The sequence below is a fragment of the Streptomyces sp. NPDC104761 genome (genome assembly GCF_055583445.1).
The window spans coordinates 169,689-191,661 of record NZ_JBVJNZ010000013.1 but is presented as its reverse complement, the minus strand read 5'-3'; the positions used below and the strand labels follow the sequence as shown (position 1 = coordinate 191,661).

19 protein-coding genes and 1 tRNA gene are annotated in these 21,973 nt (G+C 72.9%); 9 read left to right on the top strand and 11 right to left on the bottom strand.

All coding sequences use genetic code 11. From position 1 onward, the window contains the following. The first annotated feature begins 189 nt into the window (after window positions 1–189). The gene (locus ACZ63F_RS31360; protein ID WP_469716259.1) at window positions 190–909 is read left to right on the top strand and encodes a MerR family transcriptional regulator; all 720 of its coding nucleotides are present in this window, start codon (window positions 190–192) and stop codon (window positions 907–909) included. A 36-nt stretch (window positions 910–945) separates the two neighbouring features. Here the strand turns inward: ACZ63F_RS31360 and ACZ63F_RS31355 are convergent, their stop codons facing one another. From ACZ63F_RS31355 to ACZ63F_RS31340, 4 genes are read right to left on the bottom strand one after another with little or no spacing between them, the layout of a single operon-like run. Beyond that, the gene (locus ACZ63F_RS31355; RefSeq protein ID WP_469716041.1) at window positions 946–3,123 is read right to left on the bottom strand and encodes a 3-hydroxyacyl-CoA dehydrogenase NAD-binding domain-containing protein; all 2,178 of its coding nucleotides are present in this window, start codon (window positions 3,121–3,123) and stop codon (window positions 946–948) included. A 40-nt stretch (window positions 3,124–3,163) separates the two neighbouring features. Beyond that, window positions 3,164–4,378, bottom strand: coding sequence for an acetyl-CoA C-acetyltransferase (locus tag ACZ63F_RS31350; RefSeq protein ID WP_457696707.1), 1,215 nt, complete (start codon window positions 4,376–4,378; stop codon window positions 3,164–3,166). Window positions 4,379–4,429: 51 nt separating this feature from the next. Beyond that, a complete protein-coding gene (locus tag ACZ63F_RS31345; RefSeq protein ID WP_469716039.1) occupies window positions 4,430–5,443 on the bottom strand; it encodes an LLM class F420-dependent oxidoreductase in 1,014 nt (337 codons plus the stop codon). Continuing rightward, window positions 5,443–6,660 (bottom strand): CaiB/BaiF CoA transferase family protein, encoded by a 1,218-nt coding sequence (locus tag ACZ63F_RS31340; protein WP_469716037.1) that lies wholly within the window; start codon window positions 6,658–6,660, stop codon window positions 5,443–5,445. Before ACZ63F_RS31340 ends, ACZ63F_RS31345 begins: the two co-directional genes overlap by 1 nt. A gap of 185 nt (window positions 6,661–6,845) precedes the next feature. On the opposite strand from ACZ63F_RS31340, the gene ACZ63F_RS31335 reads away from it, so the two are divergent. Further along, window positions 6,846–8,024, top strand: a complete 1,179-nt coding sequence (locus ACZ63F_RS31335; RefSeq protein ID WP_469716035.1) for a saccharopine dehydrogenase family protein — start codon at window positions 6,846–6,848, stop codon at window positions 8,022–8,024. A 4-nt stretch (window positions 8,025–8,028) separates the two neighbouring features. Here ACZ63F_RS31335 and mmpA read toward each other — a convergent pair whose 3' ends face one another. The 4 genes from mmpA to ACZ63F_RS31315 form a co-directional block, all read right to left on the bottom strand. Then, window positions 8,029–8,175: a morphogenic membrane protein MmpA gene (gene mmpA / locus ACZ63F_RS31330; RefSeq protein ID WP_469716033.1), complete on the bottom strand. Its 147-nt coding sequence runs from the start codon at window positions 8,173–8,175 to the stop codon at window positions 8,029–8,031. Window positions 8,176–8,235: 60 nt separating this feature from the next. After that, window positions 8,236–8,928 carry an endonuclease V gene (locus ACZ63F_RS31325; RefSeq protein ID WP_469716031.1) on the bottom strand — a complete coding sequence of 231 codons (693 nt, stop codon included), beginning with the start codon at window positions 8,926–8,928 and terminating at the stop codon, window positions 8,236–8,238. 74 nt (window positions 8,929–9,002) lie between these two features. Beyond that, window positions 9,003–9,335: a plasmid stabilization protein gene (locus ACZ63F_RS31320; protein WP_469716029.1), complete on the bottom strand. Its 333-nt coding sequence runs from the start codon at window positions 9,333–9,335 to the stop codon at window positions 9,003–9,005. A gap of 41 nt (window positions 9,336–9,376) precedes the next feature. Then, entirely contained in the window at window positions 9,377–10,480 is a 1,104-nt protein-coding gene (locus ACZ63F_RS31315) for a WD40/YVTN/BNR-like repeat-containing protein (RefSeq protein WP_469716027.1), read from the bottom strand. A 201-nt stretch (window positions 10,481–10,681) separates the two neighbouring features. On the opposite strand from ACZ63F_RS31315, the gene ssgD reads away from it, so the two are divergent. The 5 genes from ssgD (at window position 10,682) to ACZ63F_RS31290 (ending at window position 16,001) form a co-directional block, all read left to right on the top strand. After that, on the top strand, window positions 10,682–11,098 hold the full coding sequence (gene ssgD / locus ACZ63F_RS31310) for a spore wall synthesis regulator SsgD (protein ID WP_469716026.1): 417 nt from the start codon (window positions 10,682–10,684) through the stop codon (window positions 11,096–11,098). Window positions 11,099–11,374: 276 nt separating this feature from the next. Next, window positions 11,375–13,012: an ABC-F family ATP-binding cassette domain-containing protein gene (locus tag ACZ63F_RS31305; protein ID WP_469716024.1), complete on the top strand. Its 1,638-nt coding sequence runs from the start codon at window positions 11,375–11,377 to the stop codon at window positions 13,010–13,012. A gap of 98 nt (window positions 13,013–13,110) precedes the next feature. Beyond that, complete coding sequence (ddaH, locus tag ACZ63F_RS31300) at window positions 13,111–13,887, top strand: dimethylargininase (protein ID WP_469716022.1); 777 nt, start codon at window positions 13,111–13,113, stop codon at window positions 13,885–13,887. A gap of 226 nt (window positions 13,888–14,113) precedes the next feature. After that, window positions 14,114–15,088, top strand: coding sequence for an acyl-ACP desaturase (locus tag ACZ63F_RS31295; RefSeq protein WP_469716020.1), 975 nt, complete (start codon window positions 14,114–14,116; stop codon window positions 15,086–15,088). Between the two features lie 67 nt (window positions 15,089–15,155). Beyond that, the gene (locus ACZ63F_RS31290) at window positions 15,156–16,001 is read left to right on the top strand and encodes a hypothetical protein (RefSeq protein ID WP_469716018.1); all 846 of its coding nucleotides are present in this window, start codon (window positions 15,156–15,158) and stop codon (window positions 15,999–16,001) included. Between the two features lie 49 nt (window positions 16,002–16,050). On the opposite strand, the gene ACZ63F_RS31285 is transcribed toward ACZ63F_RS31290, so the two are convergent. Then, window positions 16,051–16,124, bottom strand: a tRNA-Trp gene (locus ACZ63F_RS31285). A gap of 126 nt (window positions 16,125–16,250) precedes the next feature. Here ACZ63F_RS31285 and ACZ63F_RS31280 point away from each other — a divergent pair. Both ACZ63F_RS31280 and ACZ63F_RS31275 read left to right on the top strand, forming a co-directional pair. Further along, on the top strand, window positions 16,251–17,618 hold the full coding sequence (locus ACZ63F_RS31280; RefSeq protein WP_469716016.1) for a DUF2201 family putative metallopeptidase: 1,368 nt from the start codon (window positions 16,251–16,253) through the stop codon (window positions 17,616–17,618). After that, window positions 17,619–19,433 (top strand): AAA family ATPase, encoded by a 1,815-nt coding sequence (locus tag ACZ63F_RS31275; RefSeq protein WP_469716015.1) that lies wholly within the window; start codon window positions 17,619–17,621, stop codon window positions 19,431–19,433. A 3-nt stretch (window positions 19,434–19,436) separates the two neighbouring features. On the opposite strand, the gene ACZ63F_RS31270 is transcribed toward ACZ63F_RS31275, so the two are convergent. Together ACZ63F_RS31270 and ACZ63F_RS31265 are read right to left on the bottom strand one after the other, a co-directional pair. Beyond that, on the bottom strand, window positions 19,437–20,624 hold the full coding sequence (locus tag ACZ63F_RS31270; protein WP_469716014.1) for a leucine-rich repeat domain-containing protein: 1,188 nt from the start codon (window positions 20,622–20,624) through the stop codon (window positions 19,437–19,439). Continuing rightward, window positions 20,621–21,949 carry an SDR family NAD(P)-dependent oxidoreductase gene (locus tag ACZ63F_RS31265; protein ID WP_469716012.1) on the bottom strand — a complete coding sequence of 443 codons (1,329 nt, stop codon included), beginning with the start codon at window positions 21,947–21,949 and terminating at the stop codon, window positions 20,621–20,623. The genes ACZ63F_RS31270 and ACZ63F_RS31265 overlap by 4 nt, the downstream gene beginning before the upstream one ends. Window positions 21,950–21,973 lie beyond the last annotated feature (24 nt).

The window sequence follows — 21,973 nt, the reverse complement described above, 5'->3', positions numbered from 1 at the left end:
GGCGCGCTCGGTGGAGTGCACAGACCAAACGCCACTTTCCCCCGGACACCAGGCGGTACGCGATGGCGCAGATCACAGAGCGGCAATTCTCACAAGGTCACAATCTTGGCGTGAAGATGAACATCGGACGAACACATCTCGGTCACCGTCCGGTGTCACAGTGCCGGTGTGACAGCGATACTGCTGCACATGACGACCGACACCGACGGAGATTCCACGGACCCGGCGCTCACGATCGACGAACTGGCCGCGCGGGCCGGCACCACAGTCCGCACGGTCCGCTTCTACGGCACCAAGGGGCTGCTGCCGCCTCCGGTGATCGGTCCGCGCCGGGTGGGCCACTACGGGCGGGACCATCTGGCCAGGCTGGCGCTGATCGAGGAGCTGCAGCACCAGGGCATGACGCTGGCGGCGATCGAGCGCTACCTGAGGCAGCTGCCGCCCGGCCTGAGCCACCACGACCTGGCCATCCACCGGGCCGTGGTGGCCTCCTGGGCGCCGGACACCGAGGAGACCGTGACGGCCGGCGAGCTGCGGCGGCGGGCCGGGCGGCCGCTGGACGCGGAGGACCTCGAACGGCTCGTCGCCATGGACGTCGTACGGCCCGCCGGGGACGGCTACCGCATCGACCCCGGCCTGCTCCGGCTCGCCGTGCAGCTCCTCGACGTCCCGCTGTCCGAGAAGGCGATCCTGGCCGCACGCACGGTCCTGAGCGAGCACGCGCGGGCGGCCGCGCGGGAGCTGTCCCAGCTCTTCCGGGCCGAGGTGGCGGAGCGGACCGAGGCGGACGTGAAGTCGCTGTCCGCGCACATGCAGCCACTGGTGGTCCAGGCACTGCTGACCGCCTTCCAGCGGTCGCTCAGCGCGGAGGTGCACCAGTGGCTCGACGGCTCCGCAGACGGGTCCTGAGGAGGGTCCGCTCCGCGCACGCGGCTCGGCGCCGGCTCAGCGGCCGTCCGTGAAGGTCTCCCCCTTCTCCGCCTTCTCGACCAGCAGCGCGGGCGGGGTGAACCGCTCGCCGTAGGTCTCGGCGAGTTCACGCGCGCGTGCCACGAAGCCGGGCAGGCCCCCCTCGTAGCCGTTGATGTACTGCAGGACGCCGCCGGTCCAGCCGGGGAAGCCGATGCCGAAGAGGGAGCCGATGTTGGCGTCGGCGACCGAGGTGAGGACGCCCTCCTCGACGAGGCGGACGGTGTCGAGGGCCTCGGAGAAGAGCATGCGCTCCTGCATGTCCCGGAACGGGATCTCGTGGCCGGGCTTCGTGAAGTGCTCGCGCAGGCCGGGCCAGAGCGCGGCGCGGCTGCCGTCCTCGGCGTAGTCGTAGAAGCCCGCTCCCCCGCTGCGGCCGGGGCGGCCGAACTCGTCGACCATGCGGTCGATGACGGCCTCGGCGGGGTGCGCGGTCCAGGTGCCGCCGGCCTCCTCGACGGCCCGCCGCGACTCGCGGCGGATCTTCTGCGGCAGGGTGAGGGTCAGCTCGTCCATCAGGGAGAGCACCTTGGCCGGGTAGCCGGCCTGGGCGGCCGCCTGCTCGACGGAGGCGGGCTCGATGCCCTCGCCGACCATGGCGACGCCCTCGTTGATGAAGTGGCCGATGACCCGGGAGGTGAAGAAGCCGCGCGAGTCGTTGACGACGATGGGCGTCTTGTTGATCTGCCGGACCAGGTCGAAGGCGCGGGCCAGGGCCTCGTCGCCGGTGCGCTCGCCCTTGATGATCTCGACGAGCGGCATCTTGTCGACGGGCGAGAAGAAGTGCAGGCCGATGAAGTCGGCCTGGCGCTCGACGCCCTCGGCGAGGGCGGTGATGGGGAGCGTGGAGGTGTTGGAGCAGAGCAGGGCGTCGGGGGCGACGACGGTCTCGATCTCCTGGAAGACCTTGTGCTTGAGGGCGGTGTCCTCGAAGACGGCCTCGATGACCGCGTCGCAGCCGGCCAGGTCCTGCGGGTCGGCGGTGGGCGTGATCCGGGCGAGCAGCGCGTCCGCCTTCTCCTGGCTGGTGCGGCCCTTGGCGACGGCCTTGGCGCAGAGCTTCTCGGAGTAGCCCTTGCCCTTCTGGGCGGCCTCGGCGGAGACGTCCTTGAGGACGACGTCGATGCCCGCGCGGGCGCACGAGTAGGCGATGCCGGCGCCCATCATGCCCGCGCCGAGGACGGCCACCCTGGTGACCTTGCGGGGTTCGATGCCCTGCGGCCGGTTGGCGCCGGAGTTGACGGCCTGGAGGTCGAAGAAGAACGCCTGGATCATGTTCTTCGAGATCTGCCCGGCGGCCAGCTCCACGAAGTAGCGGGCCTCGATGACCTGGGCGGTCTCGAAGTCGACCTGGCTGCCCTCGACGGCGGCGGCGAGGATGCGGCGCGGCGCCGGGTAGGGGGCGTTGTTGGTCTGCTTGCGCAGGGTCGCCGGGAAGGCCGGCAGGTTGGCGGCGAACTTCGGGTTGGCGGGCGTGCCGCCGGGGATCCGGTAGCCCGGCTTGTCCCAGGGCTGCTGCGACTCGGGGTTGGCGTCGATGAACGCGCGGGCCTTGGCCAGCAGGTCCTCCGGCGACTGGGCCACCTCGTGGATCAGGCCGTTCTGCAACGCGCGCGTGGCGTTGTACTGGGTGCCCTGGAGGAGGACCTTCAGCAGGGCGTCGGCGATGCCGAGGAGGCGGACCGTGCGGACGACTCCGCCGCCGCCCGGGAGGAGGCCCAGGGTGACCTCGGGGCAGCCGATCTTGGTGCCGGGGGTGTCGAGGGCGACGCGGTGGTGGCAGGCGAGGGCGAGTTCGTAGCCGCCGCCGAGGGCCGCGCCGTTGATGGCGGCGACGACCGGCTTGCCGAGGGTCTCGATGCGGCGCAGGTTGCGCTTGAGGGCGAGGCCGCCGTCGAAGAGGTCCTGGGCGGTCTCGGGGGTGACCCGGATGAGGTCGCGCAGGTCGCCACCGGCGAAGAACGTCTTCTTGGCCGAGGTGAAGATGATGCCCCGGACGGAGTCCTGCTCGGCCTCCAGGCGGTCGGTGACGGCGGCGAGGGACGCGGCGAAGGCCGCGTTCATGGTGTTGGCGGACTGGTCGGGGTCGTCCAGGACGAGGGTGACGACGCCGGTGTCGTCCTGTTCCCAGCGGATGGTGGTGCTCTCGGTCATGGCTCGTGTCTCCGTGAGGTCTCTTGGTTCCGCGGGGATGTCAGACGCGCTCGACGATGGTGGCGATGCCCATGCCGCCGCCCACGCACAGGGTGGCGAGGCCGTAGCGCTTGTCCTGGCGCTCCAGTTCGTCGACGAGCGAGCCGAGGATCATCGCGCCGGTCGCGCCGAGGGGGTGGCCCAGCGCGATGGCGCCGCCGTTGACGTTGACCTTGTCCAGGGACAGGCCCATGTCCTTCACGAAGCGCAGCACGACCGCCGCGAACGCCTCGTTGATCTCGACCAGGTCGATGTCGTCGATGGTGAGGCCGGCCTTGGCGAGGGCCTTGCGGGTGGCGGGGGCCGGGCCGGTGAGCATGATGGTCGGCTCCGAGCCGGAGACGGCGGCGGAGACGATCCGCGCGCGCGGGGTGAGGCCGTAGCGCTCGCCGATCTCCTTCGAGCCGATGGCGACCAGGGAGGCGCCGTCGACGATGCCGGAGGAGTTGCCCGCGTGGTGGACGTGGTCGATCTTCTCGACCCAGTGGTACTTCTGCAGGGCGACCGCGTCGAAACCGCCCAGCTCGCCGATGTCGGCGAAGGACGGCTTCAGCTTGGCGAGGGAGTCGGCGGTGGTGCCGGGCCGCAGGTGCTCGTCGTGGTCGAGGACGACGAGGCCCGCACGGTCCTTCACGGGGACGACGGAGCGGTCGAAGCGGCCCTCCTTGACGGCCGCCGCCGCGCGCTCCTGGGAGAGCGCCGCGTACTCGTCCACGTCCCGGCGGGAGAAGCCCTCGATGGTGGCGATCAGGTCGGCGCCGATGCCCTGCGGCACGAAGTTGACGGCCAGGTTGGTCATCGGGTCGTTGAACCAGGCGCCGCCGTCCGAGGCCATCGGCACCCGGGACATCGACTCGACGCCGCCCGCGAGGACGAGGTCCTCGAAGCCCGAGCGGACCTTGGCGGCGGCCATGTTGACGGCTTCCAGGCCGGACGCACAGAAGCGGTTCTCCTGTACGCCGGCGACCGTGTCCGGCAGTCCGGCGGCGATCGCGGCGATCCGCGCGATGTCGGAACCCTGGTCGCCGACCGGGCCGACGACACCGAGCACGACGTCGTCGATGGCGGCCGGGTCGAGGTCCGGGAAGCGGTCGCGGATCTCGTGGATGAGTCCGACCACCAGGTCGATGGGCTTCGTGCCGTGCAGGGCGCCGTTCGCCTTGCCGCGGCCGCGCGGGGTGCGGATCGCGTCGTACACGTACGCTTCGGTGCTCACTGACAAGCCTTTCAACGAGGGTTTTTCAGGAGAGGATCGGGAGACGGAGGTTCAGAGCCAGTTCCTGACGGTCTCGACCAGGCGGGCGGGGTCCGGGCCGACGGGGGTGACGTCGAGCATGGTCACGCCCGCCTCGCGGAAGGCCTCGACGCGGTCCCGGACGTAGCCCTCCGGGCCGCACAGCGATATGAGCTCGCAGAACTCGTCCGGTACGGCCGCGGCGGCGTCCCGCTGCCGGCCGTCGAGGTACAGCTCCTGGATGAGCCGGGCCTCCTTCTCGTAGCCGTAGGCGACGGCGAGGTCGTTGTAGAAGTTCTTGCCGGGTGCGCCCATGCCGCCCACGTAGAGGGCGATCCGGGGGCGGACCAGGTCCCGGGCGGCGGCCGCGTCCTCGCCGATGGCGAGCAGGCCCCCGGCGACGATCTGCAGCTCGCCGAGAGCCGGGTCCCGGCGGGCGGCGCCCTCCGCCAGCGGAGTCCCCCAGACCTCGTGCGCCTTCTCGGGGATGAACAGGGTGGGCAGCCAGCCGTCGGCGATCTCGGCGGTCATCCGGACGTTGGCGGGGCCGAGCGAGGCCACGTAGAGCGGGACGGCGGGGCGGACCGGCCTGGTGAGGATCTTCAGGGGCTTGCCGAGGCCGCCGGGGCGGGGCATGTCGGTGATGCCGTGGTGGTCGATGACCTCGCGGCGCAGGATCCGCCGGGTCAGCTCGATCGTCTCGCGGGTACGGCCGAGCGGCTTGTCGTACGCCTTCCCGTGCCAGCCCTCGACGACCTGCGGGCCGGAGGCGCCGAGTCCGATGATCGCGCGGCCGCCGGAGATCGCGTCCAGGCCCGCGGCCGTCTGGGCGATGAGGGCGGGGGTGCGGGAGTACACGTTGAGGATCGCGGAGCCGATCTTCATCCGTTCGGTGCGGGCGGCCAGGTAGCCCATGATCGTGGGCGAGTCGAAGCCGTAGGCCTCCGCGACCCAGACCGCGTCGAGGCCCGCCGACTCCAGCGCGGCCGCCTGGTCCGCGGCGGTACGCGGGTCGCCCGCGTAGTCGAGGAAGGTCGAGAGCTCCATCAGGTGGCGTCCTTGTCGTGATCGGCGTGATCGGCGCGGTCGGCGTGGTCGGCGCGGTCGGCGCGGTTGGCGTGGTCGGCGTCGGGGTCGTCCAGGAGTGCCGGTACGTCCCAGTCGCCGGCCACCGCGGCGGTGTCGGCGCCGGGCCGGGCGGGCGGGGTGCGTACGGCCGTGGGCGTCGCGGAGAAGCGCGGGGCGGGGGCCGGCTGGGTGATGCCGCCGTGGTCGGTGAAGGTGCCGCGGGCGGCCAGATGCGGGTGGTGCGGGGCCTCGTGGAGGGAGAGGACGGGGGCCACGCACGCGTCGGAGTCCTCGAAGAGGGCCGTCCACTCGTCGCGGGTACGGGCCTTGAAGCGGGCGGCGACGCGCTCGCGCAGCTCGCCCCAGCGGGTCCAGTCCTTGCGGGCGTCGGCCAGGTCGTCCAGCCCGCCGAGCAGCCGGAGGAACTCCGCGTAGAACTGGGGCTCCAGGGCGCCGACCGCCATGTGGCCGCCGTCGGCCGTCTCGTAGGTGCCGTAGTACGGACAGCCGCCGTCCAGCAGGTTGGCCCCGCGCCGGTCCTGCCAGCCGCCCGCGGCCACCATGCCGTGGATCATCGCGGCGAGGTGCGCGGTGCCGTCCACGATGGCGGCGTCCACGACCTGGCCGCTGCCGGTCGCGCGGGCGTGGTGCAGGGCGGCCAGGACCCCGACGACGAGGTAGAGGGAGCCGCCGGCGTAGTCGCCGAGCAGGTTGGCGGGGACGGCCGGGGGCTCGTCGGGGCGGCCGATCATGCCGAGGGTGCCGGTGAGCGCGATGTAGGCGATGTCGTGGCCCGCGCGGTGCGCGAGGGGCCCCTCCTGGCCCCAGCCGGTCATCCGGCCGTAGACCAGGCGGGGGTTGCGGGCGTGGCAGTCCCCGGGGCCGACGCCGAGCCGCTCGGCGACGCCGGGGCGGTAGCCCTCGATCAGGATGTCGGCGCGTGCGGCGAGGTCGAGGACGCGGGCGGGGCCGTCCGGGGACTTCAGGTCGACGAGCACCGAGCGCTTGTTGCGGTTGGTGACGTCGTGGGCCGGGTCGATCGCGAGCCCGGGGCCGCCGGGCCGGTCGACGCGGACCACGTCCGCGCCCAGGTCGGCGAGGAGCATGGCGGCGAACGGGCCCGGCCCGATACCGGCCAGCTCGACCACGCGCACGCCGGAGAGCGGGCCGTGTCCTGGCGTCCCTGCCATGGTCATGCCGCCCCCAGTCATGTGACATAACTGATGTAACACCGACGATGCTAAGAACACGTTCCACTGGGCACAAGAGTGGACGAGCAAGCGCTTAGTCAAGATACCCCGGTGGGGGGTGGGTGCGTCCGCACTCCTCACGCTAGCCTCAGCCACCGACTACGGCACGGGCTGTGCGACCGAGAGGTGTCATGAGCAGGCTGAAGACAAAGGATCGTCCCTATGACCTGGTGCTCTTCGGAGCCACCGGCTTCGTGGGCGAGCTCACCGCCGAGTACCTCGCCGCGCACGCGCCCGAGGGCCTGCGCTGGGCGCTCGCGGCCCGGGACGAGCGCAAACTGGAGGCCCTGCGCGAGCGGCTGCCGGGCGGCGCGGCGGTCGGGGTGCTGCGTGCCGACGTCGCGGAGCCCGCCACCGTCCGCGCCCTCGCCGAGCACGCGCGCGTGGTGGCCACGACGGTCGGCCCGTACGGCCGTTACGGCGAGGAGCTGGTCGCCGCCTGCGCGGACACCGGTGCCGACTACCTGGACCTGTGCGGCGAGCCGGAGTTCGTGGACCTGATGTACGTCCGGCACGACGCCCGCGCGCGGGAGACGGGCGCCCGCCTGGTGCACGCCTGCGGGTTCGACTCGGTCCCGCACGACCTGGGCGCGTACTTCACGGTCCGGCAGCTGCCGGAGGGCGTGCCGCTGACCGTGGACGGGTTCGTCACCGCGGACGCCACCTTCTCCGGCGGCACCTTCGCCTCCGTCCTCGACCAGTTCGCACGCCCCCGGCAGATGCTCGCCGCCGCCCGGGACCGCGCCCGGCACGAGCCCCGGCTGCTGGACCGTCGGACGAGCGCGCCGACGGGTGCCCCACGGTTCGCGCCCGAGGTCGGCGCCTGGGCGCTGCCGCTGCCCACGATCGACGCCCAGATCGTGCGCCGCTCGGCGAAAGCCCTGGACCGCTACGGCCCCGACTTCCGCTACCGGCACTACGCGGCCGTCCGGCACCTGCCGATGGCGCTCGGCGGGGTCGCGGCCGTCGGCGCGGTCGCCGCGGCGGCCCAGCTGCCGCCCGCCAGGCGCTGGCTGTCGGACCGGCTCAGGCCCGGGGACGGGCCGGACGCGGAGAAGCGGGCGCGCAGCTGGTTCACGGTCCGGTTCGTGGGCGAGGGCGGCGGACGGCGGGTCTTCACGGAGGTCTCGGGCGGGGATCCCGGCTACGGCGAGACGGCGAAGATGTTCGCGGAGGCCGCCCTCTCGCTCGCCTTCGACGACCTGCCGCCGACGGCCGGCCAGGTCACCACCGCGCAGGCGATGGGCGACGCGCTCACCGAGCGGCTGCGCGCGGCCGGGATCCGCTTCCGGGTGGCGGCTGCCCGCTGAACCCCTAGGACTGCCACTGGATCACGGTGTAGAGCATCCCGGCCACCCAGCCGAACCCCGACACCACGGCGAGGACCAGGGCGGCCGTCACCGTGCGCCCGACGGGCTGGGCGGGGGCGGCAACGGATGCGGGAGCACGGTGTGTGGTCATGCGGCCAGCCTGCCGCCGGAGTGTAACGGCGGCATCCGTACTCGTACTCAGAATCGCTACTCAGGCCTGGGCTTCACGCAGCGCACTGCGGCACAGCGCGTCCGCACGGCGGGTGGTCTCCGGCAGGCGGTACTCCGGGGTGAGCGCGAGCGTGTGGGCGCAGGCGTTGTCGAGGCTGACGCGGTGCCCGACAGAGACGAACACCGGTTTGACCGCGTCCCGGGTGCGCAGCGCGCGGCCGACCTCCTCGGCGCCGGCGAGGAGGGGGGCGTGGCTGCCGCGCGGGGCGTCCGGGTCGGCGTGCGCGAAGGTGAACGGGTTCTTGGCGACGCCGATGGTGGGCAGGCCGGTGAGAACGCCCAGGTGGCTGGCCAGGCCGAAGCGGCGCGGGTGGGCGAGGCCGTAGCCGTCGCAGACGACCAGGCCCGGCGGGCAGGGCAGGGCGTCCAGGGCGGCCCGTACGGTCGGGATCTCGCGGAAGGCGAGCAGTCCCGGCACGTACGGGAAGGAGACCCGGCCGACGGCGGTCGCCTCGGCGACGAGCTCCAGGGTCGCCGCGTCCAGGACGACGGCCGCCGCGGCGACCAGGTCGCGCTCGTCGTCGTAGGCCACGTCGACGCCGGTGACCCGGCCGGTGCCGGGCGCCGGGCCCGGCTCGTCCAGGACCACCCGCCCACGCAGCTCGTCCTGTACGGCCAGGGCCTGTTCCTCGGTCGCGGGCCAGCCCGCGGGTACGCGAACGGTCGTCGTCATGGTGGGCACGAGCGTACGGCGTGCCACGCGCGCGTGCGGTGACGGGCCGTGACGCACCCCCGCTCCGGCGGGCTTCAGCTCTTCCTGGCGTTCAGAGCCCGTTGCAGCTGCGCCTTGTTCATGTCCGAGCGGCCCTCGATGCCGCGCTGTCCGGCCTCCTCGTAGAGCTGGTCGTAGGTCGGGCCCTGGGCGCCGCTGTGGGACCGTTTCCCGCCGCGCCGGCCGGACGACATGTCCTGCGTGGACGTACGGCTCGCGGTCCTGGACTCGCCGGACCTGGCGCGTTCCTTGTTGACGGTCCGGGCGGCGATCTCCTCGGCGCGCCCCTCGCTCTCGCCCCGGTCGAGCGCGCTCTCCTTGATGTGCTCGTACTGCCGTTCCCGCTTGGGGCTGGATCCGCGTGGCATGACCGCTCCTTTCCGGTGGGCGGGGAACGGGTACCCGCGGGTCAGTTCTCCAGGCGTGCCGCCCGGCCCTGCTCGCCGGCCGCCCAGCAGCTCAGGTCCGGTGTGCAGGACACGGTGTCGTACGAGCCGGTGTCGACGGTGCGCCAGGTGCGGCCGCCGTCGGTGGTCAGGTCGGTGCCGGTGGGGCCGACGGCGAGGGCCGAGGTGCGGCTGTGCGGGAGCCAGGCGACGCCCGAGCGGTAGGCGGGCGGCGGGGTGCCGGCGGGCAGCCAGCCGCGGCCGCCGTCCGGGGTGACCGCGGCCGCCTGCGGCGAGGCCTGGTCGGGGCGGTAGTCGCCGCCGACCGCGAGGCCGTGGCCGCGGTCCCGGAAGGCGAGGGCGAAGACGCCCTTGGCCGGGTCGCCCGCCGGGATCGGGGTGTCGGCCGCGGTCCAGGTCAGGCCCCGGTCGGCGGAGTGCAGCACGCGCGCGTGCGCGCCGCCGCCGGTGGCCAGCCAGGCGTCCTTCGGGCCGGAGGTGACCAGGCACTGGCCGCTCGCCGCGAAGCCGGCCTCGCCCGCCAGGGCGGCCGGCATGCCGTCGGCCGGCAGCACGCGCCAGGACCGGCCGCCGTCGTTCGTCGACAGGATGCGGAACTTCCCGTCGACCGGGTCGCTCATGGCGAGGCCGTGGCGGCGGTCGAAGAAGGCCATGCAGTCGTAGAAGGCGGCGGGGTCGGTGTTGCGGAAGGACTCCGTCCACGTCCGGCCGCCGTCGTCGGTGCGGTAGACCCGGGACGCCTCGCCCTCGCCGATGGCCAGCACCACCGCGCGGCGCGCGCCGAACGCCTCGACGTCCCGGAACTGGAGGTCGCCCGCACCCGGCGGGGAGACGTTCCGCCAGCTGGTCCCGCCGTCCGTGGTGGTCAGCACGGTGCCGCCGGTTCCGGCCAGCCAGGCGGTGTGCCGGTCGACGGCGGCCAGGCCCCGGAACCGCACGCCGGGGGTGCCGGTGTCCTTGAGCGCCCAGTGCGGTGCCCGGGTGCCGGCCTGCGCGGAACCGGCGGTCAGTGCGGCCAGCGCCGCGGTGCACGCCACCCCCACCGCGACCGCTCGGCCGGTGCGTCGGGCTCGTCCATTGCGTCGCGTGCTCCCCAAGCGCCTCATGGCGCGCGAAGCTAGCCGACCGCCGCGACGCCGTCCAGAGGGCCCGGCACCCTGGCGGCCGGTAAGCCCCGGGTGTGAATAAGGGCGGTGACAGAGGTCACTCGCCCCTCCTGTGCACGGATCGGCCGCTTCCTTCGTCTCTTCCAGTGCCAGGTCTCACACACCCGGGAATTCGTACCACCGTCGCGAGGGAGCAAGGCGTTGTCCACCGTCATCGAGCAGCCCGTAGAGGCCCGCTTGGTCGCCGCGTCACCGCGTATGCCGAGCATTCCCGCCACCCTGCGCTACGACCGCGAGGACCCCTTCGCCGTGCGCATGACCTTCCCGGCCCCGGCCACCCTGGAGGGGGTCGACGTCTGCTGGACGTTCTCCCGCGAGCTGCTGGCCGCCGGACTGCACGCGCCGGAGGGCACCGGGGACGTCCGGGTGCGGCCGTACGGCTACGACCGGACCGTGCTGGAGTTCCACGCTCCCGAGGGCACCGCCGTCGTCCATGTGCGCTCCGGCGAGATACGCCGGTTCCTGGAGGCCACCGGCGACCTGGTGCCCACCGGTCTCGAACACCTTCAGCTGGACCTGGACCACGACCTGGCCGAGCTGCTGCGGGACGCCTGCTGACCAGCCGTTTCCCGGCGGTGCTTAATTGCGTTGACACTCCAGGTGGCCCCTCCTACCGTGTATCCCGGTCCTGTTGCCGCCGATTGGAGAAGGACGTTGCTCGTCTGAGGTCCTGAGACACCGCGTCACACCCGTGAGGTGTGTCTGTGGCGTTCGACCTCGGCGTGTGAGCCGTCCTCCCGGCGCAGGATCTCTCCCTGGCCCTCTCGGCTTCTGCCTCGCGGTGTCTCGACACGCGTCTGTCCCCCGACACCGCAAGCAACCGCGAGGCGCCCCATGTCAGCATCCCTGACCATCACGTCCCTCTCCTTCGCCTGGCCCGACGGCTCCCCCGTCTTCGACGGCCTGGACATCTCCTTCGGCCCCGGCCGCACCGGCCTGGTCGGCGTCAACGGCTCGGGGAAGTCGACGCTGCTGAAGCTCGTAGCCGGGGAACTCACCCCCGCCGAGGGCTCGGTGAAGGTGACCGGTGAGGTCGGCCACCTCCCGCAGAACGTCACGCTCGACACCGCGCTGCGCGTCGAGGAGGTGCTCGGCATCGCCACTCGGCGGGCCGCCCTGCACGCCATCGAGGCGGGCGACGCGTCCGAACGGCACTTCGAGGCGCTCGGCGACGACTGGGACGTCGAGGAACGCGCCCTGGTCACCCTCGGCGAACTCGGCCTTGACCACATCGGCCTGGACCGGACCGTCGGCGAGGTGTCCGGCGGCGAGTCGGTGCTGCTGCGGCTGGCCGCGCTGCTCCTGCGGCGGCCGGACGTGCTGCTGCTCGACGAACCCACCAACAACCTCGACCTGTACGCCCGCAGGCGGCTGTACGCGGCCGTCGCCTCCTGGCCGGGCGTACTGATCGTGGTCAGCCACGACCGCGAACTCCTCGACCTGGTCGACCAGATCGCCGACCTGCGGGGCGGTGAGGTCACCTGGTACGGCGGCAACTTCTCGGCCTACGAGGAGGCCCTCGCCGTCGAACAGGAGGCGGCCGAGCGCATGGTGCGGGTCGCCGAGGCCGACGTCCGCAAGCAGAAGCGCGAACTCTCCGACGCCCAGGTGAAACTGGCCCGCCGCAAGCGGTACGGCCAGAAGATGTACGAGCAGAAGCGCGAGCCGAAGATCGTCATGGGGGCGCGCAAGCGGGCCGCGCAGGAGTCCGCCGGCAAGCACCGCATCATGCACGAGGAGCGGCTCAGCGAGGCGAAGGAGCGGCTGGACGAGGCGGTGGAGGCGGTACGGGACGACGACGAGATCCGCGTCGAACTGCCGTACACGGCCGTGCCGCCGGGCCGGAACGTGCTGACGCTGGAGAACCTGGAGCTCGCGCACGGCTCGCGGGTGAAGGGGATCCTCGACCTGCGCGGGCCCGAGCGGATCGCGCTGATCGGACGCAACGGCGCGGGCAAGACGACGCTGCTGCGGACGATCGCCGGGGAGCTGGCGCCGGTCGCGGGCGAGGCGCACGCGCACGTGCCGATGCGTTTCCTGCCGCAGCGGCTGGACGTTCTCGACGACGGGCTGACCGTCGCCGAGAACGTGGCCCGGTTCGCACCGGACGCCGGCAACAACCGGATCCGGGCGCGGCTGGCCCGCTTCCTGTTCCGGGGCGCCCGGGCCGACCAGCAGGCGGGCACGCTCTCCGGCGGCGAGCGCTTCCGGGCGGCGCTGGCCGCACTGCTGCTCGCGGAGCCCGCGCCGCAGCTGCTGATGCTGGACGAGCCGACGAACAACCTCGACATGGCGAGCGTCAGGCAGCTCACCACGGCCCTGGAGTCGTACGCGGGCGCCCTGATCGTCGCCAGTCACGACCTGCCGTTCCTGGAGTCGATCGGGATCACGAGGTGGCTGCTGATGGCGGACGGGGAGCTGACCGGCACAACTGCGGACGAGGTGGCGCGTCTCGGTGAGGGCACAGCCTGACAACGGGGGTTTTGTCGACACCGATCCGCCCTGCATGATGGCGGTCCGGCGCCCCGGCAAGGGGCGCCGGACCGAATCACCGACCCCGGAGACCCGACGTGCCCAGCAAGAAGGCCCTCATCCGCCGCCCCAGCCCGCGCCTTGCCGAAGGCCTGGTGACGCACATCGAGCGGGAGAAGGTCGACGTCGAGCTCGCGCAGGAACAGTGGGAGGCGTACGCGGAGACGCTGCGCGCGCACGGCTGGGAGACCGTCGAGGTGGACCCGGAGGACGACTGCCCGGACTCGGTGTTCGTCGAGGACACGGTCGTCATGTACAAGAACGTGGCGCTGATCACCCGGCCCGGCGCCGAGTCCCGGCGCGCGGAGACGGCCGGCGTCGAGGAGGCGGTGGCCCGCCTCGGCTGCTCGGTGAACTGGATCTGGGAGCCGGGCACCCTGGACGGCGGTGACGTCCTCAAGGTCGGTGACACCGTCTACGTCGGCCGCGGCGGCCGGACCAACGCGGCCGGGGTGCAGCAACTGCGGGCCGCGTTCGAGCCGCTGGGTGCGCGGGTGGTCGCCGTACCCGTGAGCAAGGTGCTGCACCTGAAGTCGGCGGTGACCGCGCTGCCCGACGGAACGATTCTGGGGCACATCCCGCACGTGGACCGGCCGTCGCTGTTCCCGGGCTTCCTGGCGGTGCCCGAAGAGGCGGGGGCCCATGTGGTGCTGCTCGGCGGCGGCAAGCTGCTGATGTCGGCGAGCGCCCCGAAGTCCGCGGAGTTGCTGGCCGACCTGGGCCACGAGGTGGTCACGGTGGACATTTCCGAGTTCGAGAAACTTGAGGGATGTGTGACGTGCCTCTCGGTGCGGCTGCGGGAGTTGTACGCCTGACGGGTGATCGTTTCCCCTCTTCGGCCCCGGGACCTGCGGGTCCCGGGGCTGCTTGGCATGTCCCGATTCGCCTGCGCACCGGGCCTGATCAGCGATCTTTACAGCGCACTTAACCTACGGCTTCGTAACCTACGGATTCGTAGCCTACGATCACGTAGGTTTCCGGCCCCGCTCGCCGGTCTTCTCCCGTTCATCCGCTCTTGTTCGGCGTCCCCCTGGAGTTCTCGTGACGATCACTTCTCCCCCTCTCGGCAGCCCGTCCGTGTGGACCGACGCGCGGCTGCTGTACGCCCTGGAGGAAGTGGTCGAGAAGGAGCTGAACCGGCATCTGAAGGTCGCGAAGGACTGGATGCCGCACGAGTACGTGCCGTGGACGGACGCGCGCAACTTCCCCGGCTTCTTCGAGGACGGCGAGGCCTGGGGCAAGGAGCAGTCCAAGGTGACCGAGATCGGCCGGACCGCGCTGGTGGTGAACCTGCTCACCGAGGACAACCTGCCCAGCTACCACCACGAGATCGCCTCGCTGTTCGGCCGGGACGGCGCCTGGGGCACCTGGGTGCACCGCTGGACCGCGGAGGAGGGCCGGCACGGCATCGTGATGCGCGACTACCTGCTCGCCTCGCGCGCGGTGGACCCGGACAAGCTGGAGCAGTTCCGGATGTCGCACATGAGCGAGGGCTTCGAGTCGGACAACCGGCACTCGATGCTGCACTCCATCGCCTACGTCGCCTTCCAGGAACTCGCGACCCGCATCTCGCACCGCAACACCGGCCACCAGTCCGGCGACCCGGTCTGCGACCGCATGCTGGCCCGCATCGCGACCGACGAGAACCTGCACATGGTCTTCTACCGCAACCTCCTGAAGGCCGCGTTCGAACTGGCCCCCGACCTGACCATGCAGGCGGTACGGGACGTCGTCGTCGACTTCCGCATGCCCGGCCACGGCATCCCCGGCTTCGAGCGGGCCGCGGCCCAGATGGCGATCGGCGAGGTCTACAACCTGCGTATCCACCACGACGACGTGCTCCAGCCGGTGCTGCGCCACCTGAGGGTCCTGGAGATCGACGGCCTCGGCCCTGAGGGCCTCAAGGCGCAGGAGGAACTCGGTCTGTTCATGGGCGGACTGGACGCGGAGGCCACGAAGTTCGACGAGAAGCTGGCCGCGCGCAAGGCCCGGATGGCGGCGCGCGCCGGCGCCTGACGCCCCGACCGAGGGGCGCCGGGATTCTCCGGTGCGCCCTGTCGGTGGCCTGCGGCATCATGCGCGCATGCGTGCTGACATCATCTCCGGCCGGGCGGTCGGCTTCCTGCTGGACCTGATCGACCCCGCGGACGCCGAGCGGGTACGCGCGCGTGTCGGGCTGCCCCGGCCGGCGCCGGAGGATCCCCGCGAGGCCAGACGCCGCATCCCCTGGGGGCTGCCGGCGCTGCCGTCCTCGGTCGTGCTGTGGATGCTCCAGGAGGACGACCCGGATCTCAACGCCGTCGTCTGGCGGCTGCTCACCGACCGGGACACGGCACTGCGGCGGGCGATCCTGGACGGCGTGCCCTTCGCACCGGGGCGGCTGCTCGTGGTGGAGGTCGATCCGGTCCTGCGCGACGACTACCCCGCGCCGCCGGTCCCGGAGCGGGTCGCCCGCCTCGGGCTGGTGCCGGCGCTGCGCGAGTCGGACTCCATGGCCGCCGCGCGGGAGGCCACCTCGATGGTCTACCGGCGTGAGCACTGGCAGACGGTCGCCGAGGCGGACCGCGAGTACTCCCTGCCCGGCTACGTCCGCTGGGCCCTGTCCGTCCGCCCGGACTGCCCGCCCTCCCTGCGCGCCCAGTTCGGTACCCACCGCAAGTTCGACTTCCGGGTCCGCCGGGCGGGGATCCTGGACGGCCCCGCCGCGTACGCCCTCGACCACGGACCGGCCCTGGACGTCCTGAAGGTGCTCTCCCTGGGCCACGTGATGTTCCCGCGCTGCGCCGCCGAGACCGAGGACGCGCTGCGCCCGCTGGTCCGGGACCACCTGGGCGACCGCGAGGAGGCCTGGGCGGTACTGGCCCAGCTCCTGGACACCTTCCACGGCACGACCGGGGAACTGGTCAGGACGGCGGGAGCCATCGCCTAGCCCGTGCGAGACCCTCCAGGGGGACGATCCAGAGGGACGAGCTAGAGGGACGGGGCGGCCGGATTCGAACCGGCGTGTTCTGGTTCTGGAGACCAGTGCGCCTGCCTCTGCGCTACGGCCCCGCCTTGCGGCAGATCGTAATGCCTTGGCCCGTTGTCGGTGCCGGCTGGTACCAATGGAGCTCCGGGGGAACTGCGCGGCGGGGGACGGCACATGTCGTACGGAGAGCGGGGGCGGTCACGCCCTCCAATGGTCGGCCTGGCCGACCGCAGGGCACTCGAGGCGTACCGCCCGGCGGATCCGGAGGTCGTGGCCCGTGCGCGGCACCTGAAGGAGGCAGCGCTGCTCGACTTCGGGCTGACGGAGTCGACGGTCGCCTCGTGGCTGTACTCGAAGTGCCCGCACCAGATCCCGACGACGGCGGTGGACACGGCGGCCGTGGTCGCCTCGGGCGACGGCACCTGCCTGCTGCTCTACAACCCGGACTTTTTCGTCGGGCTGGGACTGGACGGCGTGAAGTTCGTGCTGTTCCACGAGGCCCGGCACCTGGTGCACCGTCACCTCCTGGCCGGTCCGGAGCTGCGCGATGACCCGGTGTTCGCGCTCGCCGCCGAGGTCGCCGTCAACCACGTGGCCCTCATCCGCCTCGGCCGCACGGAGCTGCCGGTGCTGGACGGCCGGCCCACGGGCGTCGACCCGCGCGCGGTCCACGACGCCTACCGCGACGACCTGACGGCCCACGGCCTGGAGCCGCTGACGTACGACGCCTTCACCGAGACCGACCTGCGGATCTACGGCGAGCTGAAGCGCATGCACGAGCCGCCGGTGCCGCCGCCGCTGTGCCCGCACCTGGTGGAGGGCCTGGTCCCCGCCGACCAGGCGACCGTGGACGAGGTGACGTCGTCGGCGCTGCTCAACTCCCTGCTGGCGGCCCGGCGCGGCCACGCGGGCGCGGAGCGCGAGCTGCTCGACCTCATGAACCGCACGGAGGAGGGGTCGGCGCGGGCCGCGAGGCTCTGGGGGAAGCTGGGCGCGGGCATGCTGCGCGGCCGGACCACCCGCACCCGGACCGTCGACTGGTGGCAGCGCTGGCTGGTGGACGTACTGGGCTCCCGGCTCCGCGACGGCGAGCGGCTGGTGTACCCGAAGAAGCGCGGCGCCCTGCTCGCGGCCCTCGGCCAGGACCCGATGCTCGCCCGGCGCGGCCCGGTCCGCGAGAAGGTGCTCGTCATCGCCTACGACACCTCGGGCTCGGTGCCGGACCGGGTGGTCGACTGGCTCACCCGGCTCGTCGGCCGGATCGACGGGGTGGCGGCGCACTGGCTGTCCTTCGACGCCGTGGTGATGCCGTTCCGGCCCGGCGAGAGGGTGTACGGCGGAGGCGGCACCAGCTTCCAGGCGGTCGCGGACTACGTGGAGGGCCGTGCCGAGGTGGCGGGCCGGCGCTGCGAGGTGGACCCGGACGCGGTCCTCGTCCTCACCGACGGCTACGCGCCGCCGATCACCCCGGCCGCGCCGGAGAAATGGATCTGGCTGATCACCGAGGGCGGCAACGACTGGCCCGAGACGCACACGCCCGCGATGGACTGCCATCGCGTCACGACGGGATCGCGGTAGATGAGCACGGAGACAGAGCAGACACAGCAGCCGCAGCGGCCGGCATCGTCCCGTCTGGAGTCCTTCATCGACGCGATGATCGACCTGCGGCAGACGGGTCAGGTCTTCGGCGAGCACGGCATCGGAAAGACGGCGACGTTCTTCTCGCACCTAGCCCGCGCGTACCCGGACACCTCGCTGGTGTACGTGCCGGCGGCGAACCTGACCCCGGACGACCTGCTGGTCAACGCGCCGGTCCGGGACCCGCGCACGGGAGAGCTGGTGCTGCGCCAGCTGGTGATGGGACGGCTCCGGCCGGGCCGGCCGTTCGTGCTGCTCATCGACGACTCGCTGCAGGCGGGCGACACGATCCAGTCGCAGCTCATGCAGGTCGCCTGCAACTGGACGCTCGGCGAGCACGACCTGCGCGCCCTGGGCTGCGTGGGCGTGTTCCTCACCGACAACGAGTCGCTGACGGAGACCTCGGCACGCCGCGGCGACCTGGCGCTGCTGGACCGCATGGTGACGATCCGGATCACCGCGAACGACACGTCGTGGCGCCGCCATCTCGCGGCCAAGTACCGCCCCTGGGACCTGCGTCCGGTCTTCTCCCTGTGGGCGTCCCTCTCCCCCGCCCTGCGCGAGCTGCTCTCCCCGCGCACCCTCGACCACGTACTGGCCAACGCGCGCGAGGGCTTCCCGTTGCGCTGGGGTCTGCCACTGGTCGGCGGCGAGCGGCTGCGGCTGGCCGAGCCGGGCCCGGACGGACGGCCGGGGCAGGACCGCACCGCCGAGATCCTGGACCGGATCGCTGCGAGCGTGGGCGTCGCCAACCCCGCGACGGTCGCGGACCCGGTGCGGCAGGTGGTGCGGGCGGCGCTGCGCAACCGCTGGACGGTGCTGCTGCAGGGGCCGCCGGGCTGCGGCAAGACGGAGCTGGTCCTGGAGACCGTGCGCGACGGGCTCGGCCGCGACGCCCTGTACTTCTCGCTGCCGGTGACGAACGTCGAGGACCTGTGCGCGCCGGTTCCGTCCCCGGACGGCACGCTCGACAACCTCCTCGCCGCGCCCTTCACGGGGCCGGAGCCCAAGGCGATCGTGTGGGACGAGTACAACCGGCCCAAGGACCGGGCCGCGTTCGCCAAGCTGATGGAGGTCACCCAGGAGTGGTCGCTGGCGGGACAGCGGATCGAGAACCTGCGGGCCCAGATAGCCGTGCAGAACCCGCCGTACCACCTGGGCCGCAAGCTGCTGGTGTCGCGGAACAACATCGCCCAGGCGACCCGGTTCACGGCGTCGCTCCTGGTCGAGCCCGAGGACATCCCGGCCAACGAGTGGCTGCTCGCCCGGTACGGCCGGGACGCGGAGACGGTCCTGGAGTGGTGGAAGCACGACATCGACGACGAGGGAAGGGCCTGGATCACCAAGCGGACCCTGGAGCGCCTCGTCAAACTGCACCGCAAGGGGCTGCCGCTGGAGATGGCCACGGTCTACCTCGGCGACGGCGAGTACGCGCCGGTGCCGCTGACGGCCCTCGTCGACCGTTTCAAGGGCCGCCCGGTGACGGGCCTGCGCGAGCTGGCCCGGGACGTCGACGCCTGGGAGGACCGGCTGCGCAGGGCCGCCGCGCACTCCGGCGAGGGCGGTGACGACAGCGACGTGGTGCACCAGATCCTCGCCAACGCGGAGCTGTCCCAGCTCAAGAGGCACCGGGCGGCGGTGAGCCGCCTGGTGGCCCTGCTGCCGGCCAAGTTGCGGGCGACCTACCTGGTGGGGGCGTCGGAGCGGCAGCAGCGGTACTGGACGGAGGTCTTCACGGACCTGCGCGGGAGCTGACGGTCAGGCCTGCGGCGGTGCGGTCCGGTGCACGCTGCGTACGGCGGCCACGTCGGCCGGGACCGTGGGTGCCGGGATGCCGGCGCTGAGGCCGGCCAGGCGGCGCTTGACGCTCGCGGCGATGCCGGCGCCGAGGCGGTAACGCGTGGCCGTGCCGGCCAGGGCCGCGTGGTCGAGGAGCCGGTGGGCCTCGCGGCTGCGCATCCCGGTGTGGGTCAGCACCAGGTGGGCGAGGCGGTGTTCGGAGGCGGACAGGGCCCGGCCGATCGTGTCGGCGGCGGCCAGGTCGATGCGGTTGTCGCCCGCGGCGAGGACGGCCGCCGCACGTACCCGCCCCAGGTCGAGCAGGGTCACCCCGGCGCCGGCCGCTGCCGTCACCAGGCGGGCGGCGGCCGCCGGTCCGATGCCGTTGCTGGCGACCGCGAGCCGGGTCAGCCGCCCGTACGGAGCCCGGTCCAGGGCGTCGGCCAGCTCCAGCGCGCCCGCGTCCCCCAACCTGGCGGCGGACACGTACAGTTCGCCGAGCCCCCCGTCGGCGACAACGGCGGCCAGGGCCCGTGCCCCGGCCGCGCCCAGCGGGTTGCCGCCGGCGAAGAGCCGCTCGATCCGGCGTCCGCTGCCGGCCGCGGCGAGCAGCGCGTCGGCGAGCTCCGCCGCCCCGTCCGGGTCGAGTCCGGTCTGGACGAGGTCGAGGGTGCGCAAGGAGCGCGCGGACGCGATCAGTTCGGCGGCGGCCCGGCCGCCCTGGCCGCCCAGCGGGTTGCGCTTGAGCCACACCCCGGTGACGACCTGCGGCGAGGCCCGCAGCTGGTCGGCGATCCGGCAGGCGCCGCCCGCCGTGATGCCGTTGCAGCCCAGGTAGAGCGTCTCCACCTCGGCGCCGGAACCGGCCACGGCTTCGGCGCCCGCGTCGCCGAGCGCGTCCGTGCCGAGCAGCAGGTGCCGTACCGGAGTGGGCCCTTCACCGAGGGCCTCGGCGAGCAGGGCGGCGCCCGCCGGGCCGACGTCCTGCTTGCACAGGTCGAGGCGGCCGTCCGGCAGCGCGGTGCCGGCGGTGAAGTCCAGCCGCTCCCCCGCCGGGCGGCCGGCCCGCAGCCAGTCGAGCAGCGGGGCGAGTTCGGCGGCGGGGCGCGGCACGACGTGCGGGACACCGGCGAAGGTCTCCTGCCGGTCCTCAGGGTCCTCGTTCACCACTGCGCCTCCCGGTAGTCCTTCAGGAACACCCCGGACACCGGGTCCCCGGCCTCGCCGCGCACGATCGGGTCGTAGACGCGGGCCGCACCGTCGACGACGTCCAGGGGCGTGCGAAAGCCGGCGCCGGCGATCCGGGCCTTCTTGGGGGACGGGTTCTCGTCGGTGATCCAGCCGGTGTCGACGGCGCACATGTGGACGCCCCGCTCGGCGAGTTCGGCGGCGCTGGTGCGGGTGAGCATGTTGAGGGCGGCCTTGGCCATGTTGGTGTGCGGATGGCCGGCCGTCTTGTTGCGGACGGCGAACCGGCCCTCGACCGCGGTCACGTTCACCACGTAGCGGCGCGGCCGGGGCGAGGCCAGCAGCAGCGGCAGCAGCCGGTCGCACAGCAGGGCCGGGGCGAGGGCGTTGACGAGCTGGGTCTCCAGGACCTCGGCCGGGTCGAGGGCGCCGAGCCGGGCCGACCAGGAGTTCTCGGGTGACGGGTCGGGCAGCAGCCCGGCCTCGTCGGCCTCGCGCAGGGCGACGGGCAGGGCCGCGGCCGAGCCCGCCAGTCCGCGCATCGGGGTGAATCCGGGAGCCTGCCGGGCCCCCGGGGGCAGTGCGTCGCTCTCGCCGGCGGCCAGCAGGGCGTACGACTCGGGCGGTCTGCGCACGGTCTGAGCCGCGTTGTTGACGAGGATGTCGAGCGGCTCGCCCTCCTGCCGCAACTCCTCGCACAGGCCGAGCACCTGGCGCGGGTCGCGCAGGTCGACGGCGAGGACGGTGAGCCGGTCCAGCCACTTCGCGCTGCCGGGGGCGGCCTCGAAGCGGCGCACGGTGTCCTGCGGGAAACGGGAGGTGACCAGGACCTCGGCGCCGTCGCGGAGCATCATCAGGGCAAGCTGGAAGCCGATCTTCACCCGGCCGCCGGTGAGCAGCGCGCGGCGGCCACCGAGGTCCGTGGTCAGGGCACGGCGCGCGGTGTTGTCGACGGCGCAGTCGGGGCAGAGCCGGTGGTAGAAGGTGTCGACCTGTCGATAGGGCGACTTGCAGACGTAGCAGGTGCGCGGCTTGCGGAAGACGCCGCCGGTGCCGGGCACGGCCAGCGGCGCGTCCTCGCGGCGGTCCAGGGCACCGGTCGCGGTCGCGGCCATCACGGCGGCGTCGGCCTGCGAGGTCTCGGTGCCCCGCGTCCTGCGGCGGCGCAGCCGTCCGTCGCGGGCGAAGGAGGCGGCGACCTGCTCGGCCCGCAGCCGCACCGGGTCGTCGGCGGGCAGCGCCCGCAGCTTCCCCACGACCTCGTGGAAGGCGGCCAGTTCCGCCTCGGTGATCGCCTCGCCCATCCGCCCCGCCCCGTGTCCGCCGTA